At 30.8% G+C, this 15,858-nt stretch carries 16 protein-coding genes; 13 read left to right on the forward strand and 3 right to left on the reverse strand.

All coding sequences use genetic code 11. The annotated features are described in order from the left end of the window. The first annotated feature begins 15 nt into the window (after positions 1–15). From AB8B22_RS00845 to AB8B22_RS00895, 11 genes are all read left to right on the forward strand, one after another. The gene (locus tag AB8B22_RS00845) at positions 16–1,377 is read left to right on the forward strand and encodes a 6-phospho-beta-glucosidase (RefSeq protein WP_369711221.1); all 1,362 of its coding nucleotides are present in this window, start codon (positions 16–18) and stop codon (positions 1,375–1,377) included. Between the two features lie 14 nt (positions 1,378–1,391). Beyond that, the gene (locus AB8B22_RS00850; RefSeq protein WP_369711222.1) at positions 1,392–1,727 is read left to right on the forward strand and encodes a PTS lactose/cellobiose transporter subunit IIA; all 336 of its coding nucleotides are present in this window, start codon (positions 1,392–1,394) and stop codon (positions 1,725–1,727) included. Between the two features lie 104 nt (positions 1,728–1,831). Beyond that, positions 1,832–2,137 (forward strand): PTS sugar transporter subunit IIB, encoded by a 306-nt coding sequence (locus AB8B22_RS00855; RefSeq protein WP_094079375.1) that lies wholly within the window; start codon positions 1,832–1,834, stop codon positions 2,135–2,137. A 137-nt stretch (positions 2,138–2,274) separates the two neighbouring features. Continuing rightward, complete coding sequence (locus AB8B22_RS00860; protein ID WP_369711223.1) at positions 2,275–3,624, forward strand: PTS sugar transporter subunit IIC; 1,350 nt, start codon at positions 2,275–2,277, stop codon at positions 3,622–3,624. Beyond that, the gene (locus AB8B22_RS00865; protein WP_369711224.1) at positions 3,625–4,716 is read left to right on the forward strand and encodes a DUF871 domain-containing protein; all 1,092 of its coding nucleotides are present in this window, start codon (positions 3,625–3,627) and stop codon (positions 4,714–4,716) included. It abuts the gene before it with no gap. Positions 4,717–4,741: 25 nt separating this feature from the next. Further along, on the forward strand, positions 4,742–5,623 hold the full coding sequence (gene murQ, locus AB8B22_RS00870) for an N-acetylmuramic acid 6-phosphate etherase (RefSeq protein ID WP_369711225.1): 882 nt from the start codon (positions 4,742–4,744) through the stop codon (positions 5,621–5,623). A gap of 211 nt (positions 5,624–5,834) precedes the next feature. Next, positions 5,835–8,066 carry a formate C-acetyltransferase gene (gene pflB, locus AB8B22_RS00875; protein ID WP_369711226.1) on the forward strand — a complete coding sequence of 744 codons (2,232 nt, stop codon included), beginning with the start codon at positions 5,835–5,837 and terminating at the stop codon, positions 8,064–8,066. A 222-nt stretch (positions 8,067–8,288) separates the two neighbouring features. Continuing rightward, entirely contained in the window at positions 8,289–9,023 is a 735-nt protein-coding gene (pflA, locus tag AB8B22_RS00880; protein ID WP_369711227.1) for a pyruvate formate-lyase-activating protein, read from the forward strand. Between the two features lie 243 nt (positions 9,024–9,266). Beyond that, entirely contained in the window at positions 9,267–9,728 is a 462-nt protein-coding gene (locus AB8B22_RS00885) for a MarR family transcriptional regulator (RefSeq protein ID WP_369711228.1), read from the forward strand. A 20-nt stretch (positions 9,729–9,748) separates the two neighbouring features. After that, positions 9,749–10,303 (forward strand): MATE family efflux transporter, encoded by a 555-nt coding sequence (locus tag AB8B22_RS00890; protein WP_369711229.1) that lies wholly within the window; start codon positions 9,749–9,751, stop codon positions 10,301–10,303. Further along, positions 10,279–11,025 carry an MATE family efflux transporter gene (locus AB8B22_RS00895; RefSeq protein WP_369711230.1) on the forward strand — a complete coding sequence of 249 codons (747 nt, stop codon included), beginning with the start codon at positions 10,279–10,281 and terminating at the stop codon, positions 11,023–11,025. The genes AB8B22_RS00890 and AB8B22_RS00895 overlap by 25 nt, the downstream gene beginning before the upstream one ends. Positions 11,026–11,095: 70 nt before the next feature. Here AB8B22_RS00895 and AB8B22_RS00900 read toward each other — a convergent pair whose 3' ends face one another. The 3 genes from AB8B22_RS00900 to AB8B22_RS00910 form a co-directional block, all read right to left on the reverse strand. Then, the gene (locus tag AB8B22_RS00900) at positions 11,096–11,431 is read right to left on the reverse strand and encodes a thioredoxin family protein (protein WP_369711231.1); all 336 of its coding nucleotides are present in this window, start codon (positions 11,429–11,431) and stop codon (positions 11,096–11,098) included. Between the two features lie 15 nt (positions 11,432–11,446). Next, positions 11,447–12,292: a hypothetical protein gene (locus tag AB8B22_RS00905; protein ID WP_369711232.1), complete on the reverse strand. Its 846-nt coding sequence runs from the start codon at positions 12,290–12,292 to the stop codon at positions 11,447–11,449. Positions 12,293–12,401: 109 nt separating this feature from the next. Further along, positions 12,402–13,127 carry a type 1 glutamine amidotransferase gene (locus AB8B22_RS00910; RefSeq protein ID WP_369711233.1) on the reverse strand — a complete coding sequence of 242 codons (726 nt, stop codon included), beginning with the start codon at positions 13,125–13,127 and terminating at the stop codon, positions 12,402–12,404. A 227-nt stretch (positions 13,128–13,354) separates the two neighbouring features. Here AB8B22_RS00910 and AB8B22_RS00915 point away from each other — a divergent pair, with 227 nt between their 5' ends. Both AB8B22_RS00915 and AB8B22_RS00920 read left to right on the forward strand, forming a co-directional pair. Continuing rightward, positions 13,355–14,758, forward strand: coding sequence for a nucleotidyltransferase family protein (locus tag AB8B22_RS00915; RefSeq protein WP_369711234.1), 1,404 nt, complete (start codon positions 13,355–13,357; stop codon positions 14,756–14,758). Between the two features lie 48 nt (positions 14,759–14,806). Beyond that, positions 14,807–15,763, forward strand: a complete 957-nt coding sequence (locus tag AB8B22_RS00920; RefSeq protein ID WP_369711235.1) for an alpha/beta hydrolase — start codon at positions 14,807–14,809, stop codon at positions 15,761–15,763. Positions 15,764–15,858: the final 95 nt, after the last annotated feature.

The raw sequence follows: 15,858 nt of genomic DNA on the forward strand, positions 1-15,858 counted from the left end.
GGAGATTTTATAAAAATGTCACAGAAAAAAGAAAAAAAAGGACTTAAAATAGTAACAATCGGAGGTGGTTCCAGTTATACGCCAGAACTGATTGAAGGGTTTATTAAAAGGATAAAAGAATTGCCTGTTACAGAAATCTGGCTTGTGGATATTGAGGAAGGGAGAGAAAAACTGGAAATAGTCGGAAATTTGGCTAAAAGAATGGTTAAAAAAGCGGGGATTGACTGCGAGGTTCATCTGACTTTGGATAGAAGAAAAGCTATAAAAGATGCGGATTTTGTGACAACACAGTTTCGTGTAGGACAACTTGCTGCTAGAATTAAAGATGAGAGAATTCCTTTTGAAAACGGCCTTCTGGGGCAGGAAACAAATGGAGCAGGAGGAATGTTTAAAGCGTTTCGGACAATTCCTGTGATACTTGATATTGTTAGTGATATTAAAGAATTAGCGCCAAATGCATGGCTTATCAATTTTACAAATCCTGCGGGAATAGTAACCCAAGCGGTTTTAAATTACACAGATTTTGATAAAATCGTTGGACTTTGTAATATTCCAGTTCATACGCAAATGGATTGCGCAAGTCTTTACGAAAAAGATGTAACCGAGTTTAGATTTCAGTTTGCTGGATTAAATCACTTTGTCTGGTATAGAGTTTGGGATAAAAACGGAAATGAATTGACAGCGGATTTGTGGGAAAAAAGACAGGATAAAAAAAATCTTGGAGTAAAAAATATCGTGAGTATCAATTATGACTATGACCAAATTAAAGATTTGGGAATGCTTCCGTGCGATTATCATAGATATTACTATTTGCAAGATGAAATGTTAAAAGAAGGATTGAAGTCATTTAAAGAAAAAGGTACAAGAGGAGAAATTGTTAAAAAAGTTGAAGAAGAACTGTTTGAATTGTACAAAGACGAAAATTTGGCAGAAAAACCAAAACAGTTGGAACAGCGAGGAGGAGCATATTATTCTGATGCGGCTTGTGAACTTATTAGCGCAATTTATAACGACAAAGGGATAATTATGGCTGTAAATACTAGAAATAAAGGTGCAGTTTCAGATTTGCCATACGATGCAGCGGTGGAAATATCGTCATACATCACAGCAGATGGACCTATACCTATAACTTTTGGAAAATTCCCCAATGCAGGACAAAGAGGTTACATTCAGCTGATGAAAGCAATGGAAGAACTTGTGGTAAAAGCCGCAGTTACAGGAAATTATTACACAGCACTCCAAGCGTTTGCAACAAATCCATTGGTGCCTGGAACAACTGTTGGAAGAAAGGTTTTAAACGAATTACTGGACGCACACGAAAAATATTTGCCACAGTTTAGGGATTACTATGAGAATAGGGAGAAATATAGAAAATGAGGGAGGAAAAATTAATGGATAATAAAAAAATGGAAATGGTAGTTTTTGATATTGTAAATAGTGCAGGAACAGCAAAAGGACTGGCTTATGAAGCACTTGATGAAGCTTTTAAAGGAAATTTTGAAAAAGCTGAAAAACTTTTAAAGAAAGCAGATAAGGCACTACTTGCAGCGCACAATGTTCAGACAGAAATTATACAAGATGAGGTAGAGGGACGAGGAATAGCGCCAACAGTGTTATTTGTCCATTCGCAGGACCATCTTATGACGGCAATTGAAGCAAAAACATTGATTGAAGAAATGATTAAAATGTGTAAAAGAATTAATGTATTGGAGAAAAAGATTAAATAAATTGATTTTAAAGATAGATTTTTTAAACGCTCTTATTTTAAGTAATTGAATTAAGGAATTTATTTTTAAAAAATATATAATTTAAAAAAATTAGGAGGAAAAAAATGAAAGTATTATTTGTATGTTCACTTGGAATGTCAAGTGCAGTGGCGGTAAACGCATTAAAAAAGGAAGCCAAAGAAAAAGGAGTTGAAATTGAAGTAAAGGCAGTAAGTACACAGCAATTTGAAGAAGAAGTGAAAAATGGGTATGATGTCGCAATGGTCGCTCCACAAATTAGACATAGATTTGACACATTAAACGCCTGTGCCAAAGAAGCAAAAGTTCCTTGTGCTATGATTACGCCACAGGGATATAGTCCACTTGGAGGGCCTAAATTATTAAAACAGATACAAGAAATTTTGAGTTAATTTTTGAAATTTGTAAAATAAATAGATTTGAAATTTGATTAAATTTTTGATGTTGATTTAAAAAATTTTGAAATTTTAATTTTTTAAAATTATAAAATTGATTATATAAAATAAATTAAAGAAAGGAAATAAAAATTATGATAAATTTGGAAAAACTTTCAATGAATATGGCAAAAATATCGGAGCAAAGACATTTAAGAGCAATTCGTGATGGGATTGTATCGACTTTGCCATTGATTATAATAGGTTCAATATTTTTGATTATAGCGATTCCACCGTTTCCAAAAGATTGGGCAATTTCGATATTAGCTAAAAAACATGCGGCACAAATATTGCTGCCATTTCGTATGACAATGTTTATTATGGGACTTTATGCGGTTATAGGAATAGGTTACAGCCTTGCAAAATCGTATAAATTGGACGGAATTACAGGTGCAATATTGTCAGTGTGTGCATTTTTACTTACATTAGTGCCTAAAGTGATAGATCCAATAGAAACTATAACTCAGACTGTTGGAGGAAAAGCGGTTCAAGTTGTGGTAGCGGAAGGGACAAAAGGTTCGCAGTTTTTGCAAGAAGATTTAGGTTATGTGATGCAAATGTCAAATTTGGGTTCAGCAGGACTTTTTGTTGGAATAATTGTTGCAATTTTTGCGGTTGAAGTGTATCGTTTTACGACAAAGACTGGATTTAGAATAAAAATGCCTGATGCTGTGCCGGAATCAGTTGCTCGTTCTTTTGAAGCGTTGACACCTGCGGCAATAATTATCTTTACTTTGACGATTATCACTTATTGGTTAAAAATTGATTTGCACCACATAGTTGGATTAATTGTAACACCGTTTTTAAAATTGAGTGATTCGTGGTTTTCAGTTGTAGTAATCGTATTTTTAATAACATTTTTTTGGTCTTTTGGAATTCATGGAGATTCCATCATAGGTTCGGTTGTAAGACCGCTGTGGCTTATGTTATTGGAGCAAAATGCAACAGCTCTTGCAAATGGAAAAACCATTCCGCATATCGCAGCAGAACCTTTGTACCAGTGGTTCATCTGGATTGGCGGTTCAGGGACAACTATAGGACTTGCACTTTTAATGCTTTTTAAAGCAAAATCGTCTTACGGAAAAGCGTTGGGAAAAGCAGTTATTTTACCAGCAATATTTAATATAAACGAACCTATAATTTTTGGTGCGCCAATTATGTTAAATCCGACACTACTTCCACCATTTATCATAGTTCCCATTGTAAATGCTTCAATTACTTATTTTGCGATGTCTATGCACTGGGTAAATCGTGTAACTTCCACACCACCTTGGACACTGCCGTCGCCAATAGGAGCATTTCTAGCTACAAACGGAGATTTTAGAGCGGTGATTTTAAATATTATTCTAATAGTAATTTCTATTGTAATTTATTATCCTTTTTTTACTGCCTACGAAAAAAAATTGTTAGTGGAAGAAAAAGCCGAAAAGACTGGAGAAGAATAGATGAAAAAATTGGGAATTTCAATTTATCCTGAAAAGACAACTGAAGAAAAAATTATAAAATATATTGATAAAGCCAGTAAATCTGGCTTTTCTAGAATATTCAGCTGCTTACTTTCTGTAACTGAAACAAAAAAGCAAATTATGGAAAAATTTACACGGATAAATGAGTTTGCAAAAGAAAGAGGTTTTGAGATAATTTTAGATGTCAGTCCCAGAATTTTTGATGATTTGAAAATAAGTTATGACGACTTGTCTTTTTTTAAAGAAATAAAGGCGGATGGAATTAGGCTAGATGTAGGATTTACAGGGTTGCAAGAGAGTATTATGACTTTTAATGAAGAAAACTTAAAAATTGAAATAAATATGAGCAACAATACTCATTATATTGACACAATTATGGATTATCAGCCAAACAAAACTAACTTAACTGGCTGCCACAATTTTTATCCACATGTTTACACAGGTTTGGGATTAGATTTTTTTCAAAAATGTACAAAAAATTTTACAAAACACGGTTTGAGAACTGCGGCATTTATTACTTCACAAGCCAAGGATACTTTTGGACCGTGGCCTGTAACGCAGGGACTTCCAACTCTTGAAATGCACAGAAATATGCCATTAATTGTTCAGTTTAAGCATTTAGTGGCATTGGGAAACATAGACGATATAATAATTTCAAATTGTTATCCGACAGATGCTGAACTGGATGAATTTAAAAAAGTGCGGAAAGACATGGTAAGTTTTTCAGTAAAACTTGAAAAAGATATTCCAGAAATTGAGAAAAAAATAGTTTTGGACGAATTTCACTACAACAGAGGAGATACTTCAGAAAACTTAATCCGTTCGTCAAATAGCCGTATAAAATATAAAAATCACAATTTCAAAGTATTTAATGCTCCTAAAATTATAAAAAAAGGCGATGTAATAATTGAAAGCAGTGAATATGGGCATTACGCAGGAGAATTAATGATTGCAAAAATTGACATGAAAAACACTGGAAAATCAAATGTTGTGGGAAGAATTACGGAAGAAGAAATATTTTTAGTTGATTATATAAAGGCTTGGCAAAAGTTTTGCTTTATAGAAAGCTGATTTCTAGTGTGAAAAAGGAGGAAAAATGCTGGAAAATTTGACGACAGAAAGACGGAATAAAAAGACTGAGAATCTTGATGAGTTAAGTACAAAAGAAATTTTAAGAATAATGAATGAGGAAGATAAAACTGTTCCAGCTGCGATAGAAAAAGAGCTTGATAAAATTACAGAAGCGATAGAAATTGTAAAAGATAAAATAAGTTGTGGTGGAAGGCTTATTTATCTTGGTGCAGGAACAAGTGGAAGGCTTGGAATACTGGACGCTGTAGAATGTGTTCCGACATTTAGCACAACTGATGAAGTTCTGGGAATTATTGCAGGGGGTGAAAAGGCTTTTGTAAAAGCGGTAGAAGGCGCAGAAGATTCACTTACATTGGCACAGGAAGATTTAAAAAAAATAAATTTTAGTCAAAATGATGTGATTTTTGGAATCGCTGCGAGCGGAAGAACCCCTTATGTAATCGGCGCTTTAAAATATGCCGAAAGTATTGGAGCAAAAAAAATAACATTAAGTTGTAACAAAAATTCAAAAATTTCAAAATATGCGGATATTGCAATAGAAATTGACTGCGGTCCAGAAATTCTTACTGGTTCAACAAGATTAAAAGCGGGAACAGCTCAAAAATTGGTGTTGAATATGGTTTCAACAGCAACAATGATTGGACTTGGAAAGGTCTATAAAAATCTGATGGTCGATGTGAAGCCGACAAACGAAAAACTTGTGGAAAGAGCAAAGGGAATAATTGCCAAAGTTACAGGAGTTACAGGAGAAGAAGCGCACAAATATTTGCTAGAAGCCAATAAAAATGTAAAAGCGGCAATAACAATGATACTTACAAATTGTAGCTACAAAGAAGCAGAAGAAAAGCTGAGATTAGCAAAAGGATTTGTAAAAAAAGTAAAATAATATCGAATTATTTTTGTGAAAATATGGCAAATTTAGCCATTAAAATATAGGTTTTTTATATGATAAAAGTGAAAAAAGTAATTTAAAATATATTTGCTTTTATAAAAAATATGGGGTATAATATTTGTGGACTTAAGATTACAATATTAAAATGATTACAAACAAAATGCAAAGTAAAAAAAATTTTTTTTGAAAGGAAGTTTATAATATTATGGATGCATGGAGAGGATTTAAAGAAGGAAATTGGAAAGACAACATTGATGTTACAGAATTTATCAGATTAAACTACACAGAATATTTAGGAGATGACAGCTTTTTGGAAGGTCCAACCGAAGCTACGACTAAATTGTGGAAAGAACTTTCTGAAAAATTTAAAGTAGAAAGAGAAAAGGGTATTTATGACGCTGAAACTAAAATACCATCTCAAATAGATGCTTATGGTGCTGGATACATCGACAAGGATTTGGAAAAAATTGTAGGACTTCAAACTGATGCACCTCTAAAAAGAGCAATCTTCCCAAATGGTGGATTAAGAATGGTTAAAAACAGCTTGGAAGCTTTTGGTTATAAGTTAGATCCAGAAACTGAAGAAATTTTTACCAAATACAGAAAAACTCACAATGATGGAGTTTTCTCAGCTTATACTGAACAAATAAGAAAAGCAAGACATACAGGAATTATTACAGGACTTCCAGACGCTTACGGACGTGGAAGAATTATTGGAGATTACAGAAGAGTTGCGCTTTATGGAGTTGACAGACTGATAGCTGACAGGGAAGAACAATACAAAAACTTGGATCCAGCTGAAATGACTGAAGATGTAATTAGACTTAGGGAAGAAGTTTTTGAACAAGTTAAAGCATTAAAAGCATTAAAGAGAATGGCAGCAGCTTATGGATTTGACATTTCAGGACCAGCTACTAATGGTAGAGAAGCAGTACAATGGTTGTATTTTGCATACTTAGCCGCTACAAAAGATCAAAATGGAGCCGCAATGAGCATTGGTAGAACTTCTACATTCCTAGATATTTTCTTGGAAAGAGATTTGCAGGAAGGAACTTTAACTGAAAAAGAAGCTCAGGAAATAATGGACCATTTTGTTATGAAATTAAGAATCATAAGATTTTTAAGAACACCTGAATACGATGCATTATTCTCAGGAGATCCAGTTTGGGTAACTGAATCAATTGGAGGAATGGGAGCAGATGGAAGATCAATGGTTACAAAAAATTCATTTAGAATCTTGCGCACATTGTACAACATGGGAACTTCACCTGAACCAAACTTAACAGTATTATGGAGCGAAAAATTACCTGAAACTTGGAAAAAATTCTGTGCCAAAGTGTCAATTGATACTTCATCAGTACAATATGAAAATGATGACATCATGAGACCACAATTTGGAAACGACTACGGAATCGCATGTTGTGTATCCCCAATGACAATTGGACATCAAATGCAATTCTTCGGAGCGAGAGTAAACTTGCCAAAAGCATTGTTATACGCAATTAATGGTGGTAAAGATGAAAAATCTAAGATTCAAGTTACACCAGTTGGACAATTTGAACCAATCAAAGGTGAATACTTGGAATTTGACGAAGTATGGGAAAAATTAGACAAAGTATTAGACTGGTTAGCTTCAACTTATGTTAAAGCACTAAATATCATTCACTATATGCACGACAAATATTCTTATGAAGCATTGGAAATGTCATTGCACGACATCAATATCAGAAGAACAGAAGCATTTGGAATTGCTGGGCTTTCAATTATTGCAGATTCGCTTGCGGCTATTAAATATGGTAGAGTTAAAGTTGTAAGAGATGAAGATGGAGATGCTGTTGACTATATCAATGAAAAAGATTATGTTCCATTCGGAAATAATGATGATGCAACTGACCAATTTGCAGTAGATATTACAAGAAGATTTATGAACAAATTGAGAACTCACAAGATGTATAGAGATGCCATCCCTACACAATCAGTACTAACTATTACTTCAAATGTTGTATACGGTAAGAAAACAGGAAATACACCTGATGGAAGAAGAGCTGGAGCACCATTTGGTCCAGGAGCAAACCCTATGCATGGACGAGATACAAGAGGAGCTGTTGCTTCACTTGCTTCAGTAGCTAAAATTCCGTTTGAAGATGCAAATGATGGAATTTCTTATACATTCGCAATTACACCAGAAACATTAGGTAAAAATGCAAATGAAAAACAAACTAACCTAGTTGGATTAATGGACGGATACTTCAACCAAACAGGACACCACTTAAATGTAAATGTATTTGGAAGAGATTTATTAGAAGATGCAATGGAACATCCTGAAAATTATCCACAATTGACAATCAGAGTTTCTGGATATGCAGTAAACTTTGTTAAATTGACTAGAGAACAACAATTAGATGTAATTAACAGAACAATTTCAAACAAAATGTAATTTTTGAAAGTTTAAAAATTTAAAATTTAAATTTAGCTGTTAAACAAATTCAATTTAAGCAAATTCAATAAATTGTTAAAATATGAAAAATGTCGCATAGTTTCATAAAAATATGAGTTATGCGGCATTATTTTCTATTATTTGAATATAAAATAAATATTTATATTAATTTTATATTGAGTTTATATTAAAAAAAGTAAGAGAGAAAGAGAGAGAATTTATATGGAAGTAAAAGGATATATACATTCATTTGAGTCTTTTGGGACAAAAGATGGACCGGGAATTAGATTTGTGCTGTTTTTACAGGGATGTCCGCTCAGATGTCTGTATTGTCATAATGTTGACACGTGGGAGATTAAAGACAAAAAAATGGTGATGACTGCACAGGAAGTTATGAAGGAAATTTTAAAAGTGAAAGGATTTATAAAAACTGGTGGAGTTACTGTGTCTGGTGGGGAACCTTTGATGCAGCCTGAATTTCTGATGGAATTATTTAAACTTTGCCGTGAAAATAAGATTCATACAGCACTTGACACATCTGGATATATTTTTAATGAAAAGGCTAAAAAAGTGTTGGAACTTGTTGATATGGTGCTTCTCGATATTAAGCACATAAATCCTGAAAAATATAAAATATTGACTTCTGTAGATTTGGAAAATACGCTAAAATTTGCAAAATATCTGAAGGAAATAAATAAACCAGTTTGGTTAAGATATGTATTAGTTCCAGGATATTCTGATGATGAAAAAGATTTGCACGACTGGGCAAAATTTGCGTCACAACTTACAAATGTGGAAAGGGTGGATATATTGCCATTCCATCAAATGGGAAAATCAAAGTGGGAAAAAATGAAAAAAGTATATAAATTACAAGATACACCGACTCCTACGAAAGAATTGATTGACAAGGCTGAAGATATTTTTAGATCTTATGGGTTAAAAATGCTGGAAAAATAAAATTAAGAGTAATTAGGGATAGTTTCTTCCTATTTTTTTGTCTATCTAAAACTTTTATGAGTTATGCCAGAACACTCCCGACTTTAGTCGTGAGAGGTTCAGAATAAATCCATTACTCTAATGGGAAATAGTATAAGATAGAAAGTAAATTTAAGTTGCTTTCTATTTTTTTATTGACAAAAATTATATTTTTATGTTAATATATTAGTACGAATTAGGACTAATATATTAAGGAGAATTAACATGGGAAATAATTTAGTTATTATGAAAGAAATAAAAAAATATTATATTATATGGCAGGAATATAATTTTGTATATGAAGAATGGGCTAAAAAAAATAATTTGTCTGTTAATAGTCTATTAATTTTATGCGATATTTATGATGATAAGGAAGATTGTACACAAAAAAAGATCAGTCAGAAATGGTTGATACCGAAACAAACGATCAATACAATTTTAAAAGACTTTGAACGTAGAGGATTTGTGAAGCTTTTGCCTTCAATAGAAGATAAAAGAAATAAGGTTATACAATTTACTCCAGAAGGAAAAGAATATGCAGATTCCATTATTTCTAAATTAAGAAAAATAGAAATTTCTACTGTGGAGGAAATTGGTGTAGATTATATGAAAGAGCTTAACGAAAAAAATCTTTTATTTGTAAAAACTTTAAAAAAAATGGGAGGAAAAAATGAACAAAATACATAATACAAAAAAATTTTTTCAATATGTTATTCCTTGCAGTGCTGTCTTTTGCATTGTCGGGAATTTATGTAATTGTGGATGGTTTTTTTGTTGGAAACAGTATAGGAGATCTTGGGCTTTCAGCCATTAATATTTCTTATCCGATTGTCGCAGTTATTCAAGCACTTGGGACAGGCATCGGTATGGGTGGTGCAATTTATTATTCTATTTGCAAAGCGGAGAAAAAAGATACAGAAGCGAAAGAGTATACAGCAGGAAGTATGTGGTTGTTAATCATTTTTAGTTTTCTTCTGACAATTCTTGTTTTTATATTAAATGGATCTCTTTTAAAATTATTAGGAGCAGAAGGAAAATTACTTGCTTTAGGAGAAGAATACATTGCAATTATCACTTTAGGTGCAACTCTACAAGTTGTTGGGACAGGACTTGTACCATTTATCCGTAATTCAGGTAGTTCATTCTGGGCTATGATTGCCATGATTGCTGGATTTGTAACAATTATATTTGATTATCTGTTTGTATGGGTATTAGGACAAGGAATTGCAGGTGCAGCATGGGCATTATTGGACAGGGAATAACATTGTTGATTGCACTTTTATATTTATTGTATAGAAAACAGATTACTCTTTATATTTCGTTTTCAAAATTTGGTAAAGTTGCGACTTCTATTTTAAAAATTGGAATTGCACCTTTTGGACTTGCCATGTCACCTAATATTTCTCTAATTATTATAAATCGTTTTTCTGTTTTTTATGGTGGAGAATCGGCAGTAGCTACTTATGCTTGTATTGCATATGTTATTTCTATCATTTATTTAATTTTACAAGATGTTGGAGATGGAAGCCAGCCACTTATAAGCTATTATTATGGAGAAAAGAACTTTAAAAACCTGTTAGATACAAGAAAATTAGCATATGGATTTGCAATATTTTTATCATTAATTGGATGTGCTATCATGTATTTTACAAAAAGTAACCTAGGACTATTATTTGGAACTTCAAAAGAAGTAAATTTGGAAATCGCTAAAATTATGCCTATATTCTTAATTTCTGTGCCTTTTGTTGCTATACTCCGTATTACAACAGCAAGTTTTTATACTACTGAGAAAAGTGTATTTTCATACATATTAACTTTTATTGAGCCATTATTTATGTTAATTCTTATAATTATTCTGCCTCCTATATATGGTGGACAAATTATGATATGGTGGAGTACAGTATTAGCAAGAATTTTATCTGCTAGTTTGGCTTTGGTACTTAAACAGCGTGTAGATAAGCAGGAAATAGTAATTATGAATTAGAAAATTTAATAAAAGTATATTAAAAAAATAGGGGTGTAATTAGTTTTTCCCCCCTTTTTTTAATGAATTGTTAAATAGTTATTTTATTTATAACATTTTCACATATTTGTTCCATTCTATAATTTAATTCTTCAAAATCAATAATTTTAGCCTGTCTATGTATCTCCTTGCCTTCATAAAATAGAATAACTACTGGAACTGAAAATAGGCTTAATTGTCCGACTGCTTCAGGAATTTCAGATCCTTCAATATAATAAGCAGTAAAATTTTGTTCATTGAAAATTTTCTCAACTTTTGGCATATCAATCTGACAAATGCTGCAATTATTCATTGAAACATATAATAAAAAATATTTTTCTTCTTTTATTTTATTCAGTATTTGTTCATAATTTTCAAGTTTTTTCATATGATTTCTCCTTTTTTATTTTTTAAATTTTACTGAATAAATTATATTTTTAGCTTGTCCTAAATCGTCAACTTGAGCAATTCCAATACCAATAGCTTTGGATTTAAATGGATTAAAATTATATTTTGAAATAAACGATTGTATTTGAGATAAATTTACTTGAGAAAGTAAAGGTATATATGGTTCAAAATTTGTAAATACATCTGACGAACCGTATAACTTGAAAAGTTTTTCTCTTTCTGGAATATATTTTATCCAATTAGGAACATTTATATTTTTTGCATGATATTTAGTCAGATTGACTGTAATTTCATCTGCTAGTTGTTGTGTATTTTCATTGTTTTTAGCATCTAGTACAAGTAATTTTCTATCTGTTTTTCTCAACCTGTAAAACTCTACATTGAAAGATTTTGTCTGATTTGCAATTTTTTCAATGATTTCCTTAATTTTATGTAAATTATTCATATTATATTTTGTAAGATAAAGTGTTAATTGTATTATATATTTTTTTTCATAAAGGCTTTCAATTCCATTCTCTTTTAATTTTTTTGAAATATTTTCAACATTTGTAGTTGTGTTATTATCTAAAATTACAAAAACATTATAATCTACATTAGGCTTAACATTAGGCTTAGAATCAAATAGCGGTATAAGAAAAATCAGAATTAGAATTACAACACCAATACTATCACTAGAATCAGAAGTTTTGTAGTCTGAGCTAATATTAGTAGAATCATAATCAGAAGTACTTTGCTCTGAAACTGAAACGTCAGAATTAGAATCAGACGTACTGTAATCTGTATTAGAAAAAATATTAAAACAAAATATTATAAAAATTAAAAAAAATATTTTTTTTATCATAGCAAAACCTCCTGAATTTCCTATTTTAGATTACTTTTATTTGTTATAATTATACCCTAAAATAGTATAAAAACAAGGTTTAAAAAATATTTTAAATAAATCTGATTTTTTATATTTTTATTTTATTCTCTTCTCTTGTAAAATTATCCAAAAATTCATAAAGAAGATTATTCATCTCATCGTAATCGTTATCACGGATTGTTTGAGGTGATTGGACATAAGGTAAAGTTTGGCTTTTCTTTTCAAGATCTTTATCTGAATCAATTAGTAATTCTGCAACTTTTTTTGTAAATTCAAGATGGCATTGAAAACCGTAGTGCTTTTCGCTGTATTTTATAATTTGTCGTGGACATCCTTTACTTTTTGCTAAAATTTCTGCTGTATCAGGAAGTCCTGGCATATCGCTGTGCCAATGTCCTGTTATTGCTTGTTTTCCAAAATGTTTAATATTTTCATCTTCCAATCCAGCTTCAGTTAGTTCAATTGGAAAATTTCCAATTTCGCAAGAAGGGCTTTTTTCTGTAGTTCCACCGTAGGCTTCTCCTAAAAGTTGAGCTCCAAGACAAACCCCGACTATGTATTTATCAGCTTTTATAGCCTTTTTAATCAAATCAATTTCAGCTTCTGGATTAAAATAAGGAAACTCGCTATTATCTCCAATTGGACTTTGAGGGCCTCCCATTATTATTAGAAAATCAAATGAATCTACATTTTCAGGCAGTTTTTGGTTTTGATAAACTTTTGTCATTGTGACATCGTGTCCAGAAAGTGCTGCCCAAGCAAGGTAAGCTCCTGGTACTTCAAATGTTTCGTGTAATATAAAGTGTATTTTCATTTTTTGTGCTCCTTTAAATTTTAGATTTTTATTCAAATTTCAATATTATTTAAGTTTAATATTAAAGAGATTGGATACATTATATAATTTTCGTCAAAAAAATTCAAGAAAAGGATTTAAATAAGAAATTTTAAGAAATTTTAGAAAGAAATAAAAAAACTTATAAAAATTAGTTGGATATATGATATAATATGTGTAGCAATAAGAAAAGTTTTTAGGAGAAAAAATTGTTAAAAATAGGAATTGTAGCTGAATACAATCCGTTTCACAATGGACATTTGTATCAAATCAGGAAAATTAGGGAAATATTTGGTAAAGATGTCTTTATTGCTGTTGTAGTAAGTGGGGATTTTGTTCAGCGGGGAGAAATTTCGTTTTTAGATAAATGGGAAAAAACGCAGGTTAATTTAGAGTATGGAGTTAATTTAGTTGCGGAGCTTCCACTTTACTATTCGATTCAAAATGCTGAGATTTTTTCAAAGATGGCGACACGAATTTTGAATTATTTGGGAATGGATATTCAGGTTTTTGGAGCAGAGGAGGAAAATATTGAGCTTTTGCAAGAGGTGCTTGATTTACAGAAAAAGCAGGATTATAAGGACAAACTTATGGAATATATGAAAAAGGGCAACAGCTACAGCACTTCTCAAAGGTTGGCATTGAAGGAATATGGACTGGATGGAATTGTGAAATCGAATAATATTTTGGCTTTGGAATATATGCGTGAGATTGAGAAAAGTAATCTTGGAATAAAGCCGTTTATTGTAAAAAGGGAAATTTCAGAATATAATGAAGAAAAAGTTGAAAAAGAGAGGGAAGAGTTTGCCAGTGCTTCGTTTTTACGGAATGAACTGGAAAAAATTTTGGAAGAATTTTGTGGCGATAAAAATTTAAAATCTAAAAAACTTATTTTGGAAAAGCTGGAAAAAATTCAGAAATTTGTGCCAAAAAAGTCTTTTGAAATAATTCTTGAAAATTTAGAATTTAAAATAAAAAATGGAATTGACGGGGGAAAAATAAAGGAAGAAATCTTTAAAATCATAAAATATAAGATTTTGACTGAAAAAAAAGAAAAAACAATGGAAATTTATGACATTAATTGTGAAATTTATGCTAGAATATATAGGGGAGCGGCAATTTCAAAAAATTATAGGGAATTTTTGGAAAATACGAAGTCAAGAAACTTGTCAAATAGGCGTGTGGAGCGGATTATTTTAAATATTTTACTAAATATAAAGGCTGAAATGATGGATTTTGAGATAAATTATGTCAGAATTTTGGGATTTGATAAAAAGGGACGGGAATATTTGAAGAAAATTCGAGAAAATAATAATTTTGAAAATATTGAGGGGAAAAATAGTTTTGAGAAAAAGAATATTTTTGTAAATTGGAAGGATATTGAAAAATTTGGAAATTTTTTTGAAAATAATGGGAATATGGGAAATTTAGAAAATATAGAAAAAAAAGAAAATATAAAAAATTTTAAAATTCAAGAAAATTTTTTTGAAAAAATAAAAATTGAGAAAAATGGATTTTTATTAAAAGAATTATTTTTAGGAAAAAGAGAAAAATTGAATCCAATTATTTATAAAAAAATTTTTTTTAATAAAACTAAAAAAAATATAATATAATAAAAAAATAAATTAAATAATAAAAATAAAGAAACAGAAAGGATGAAAATGGCAATAGAAGTATTAATAGCGATAAATGTTTTGTTTTTGATATTTTTGTTTTTGATTGCATATGTATCGCTTAGATATTTTATAAATCAGATTGAAAAATATCCAAGAGTTACTCTTGAAGAAGTTTATGACAGTAAAAAGTTAAGACAAAAATATAATATTGAAAATAAAGCAAATCCAATGGATTACGGTTTTGGTTACGAAGAAGTTGGCTATAAATCAGGGAAAATTCAGTTGTATGGCTGGTACATAGAAAATAAAGGAGCAGAAAAAACTGTAATAATTTCTCACGGAAGAGGAGTTAACAGACTTTCTTCAATCCAGTATTTACAAATATTTAAAGATACAGGACTAGATAAAAAATATAATTTTTTTATTCCAGACTTGAGAAACTCAGGAATGTCTGATGTGGCAAGGACAAAAATGGGCTATAATTTTGCGCAAGATATTTTTCATACAATGGAGATGCTGTCTGAAAAATATTCAAAGAAAAATTTTATTTTATACGGATTTTCGCAAGGTGGAATGGGTTCAGCAATTGTTTCCAAATATTATCAGTCAGCACTTAGAAAAAAAGGGATTGTCATAGAAAAAATGATTTTGGACAGTACTATTTCCAATGTGAAAAAAAGAATAAAATCGGATGCAAAGAAAAGAAGAGTTCCCAAATTTATTGTGAGTATAGTTATAAGAATTTTTAATTTAAGAGTCGGAAATCATCTTGAAAATTTAAGGCTTTCATATTTATTAAAAAGAATACCGACGCTTATAATCCAGTCAAAAAATGACAAAGCGACCACTTATGGAATGCTTATGGGAGAATACAACAAACTTGCAAATTTTGAAAAAATCCAGTTAAAAATTTTTGAAAAAGGTGCTCACACAAGAATTTATGCAGAACCTGAATGTAGCGCTGAATATACAAAAACTGTAGGAGAATTTTTAAAAAATTAAAAAGATAAAAAATCCAGTTTAAGAATAGGAATTTTAAGAAAGGAAACGGTTTATGAATTTTAAACTGCAAAAAAGACATTATTTTATATACGGAC

The organism is Leptotrichia rugosa (assembly GCF_041200005.1).
Taxonomy (GTDB): Bacteria; Fusobacteriota; Fusobacteriia; order Fusobacteriales; family Leptotrichiaceae; genus Leptotrichia; species Leptotrichia rugosa.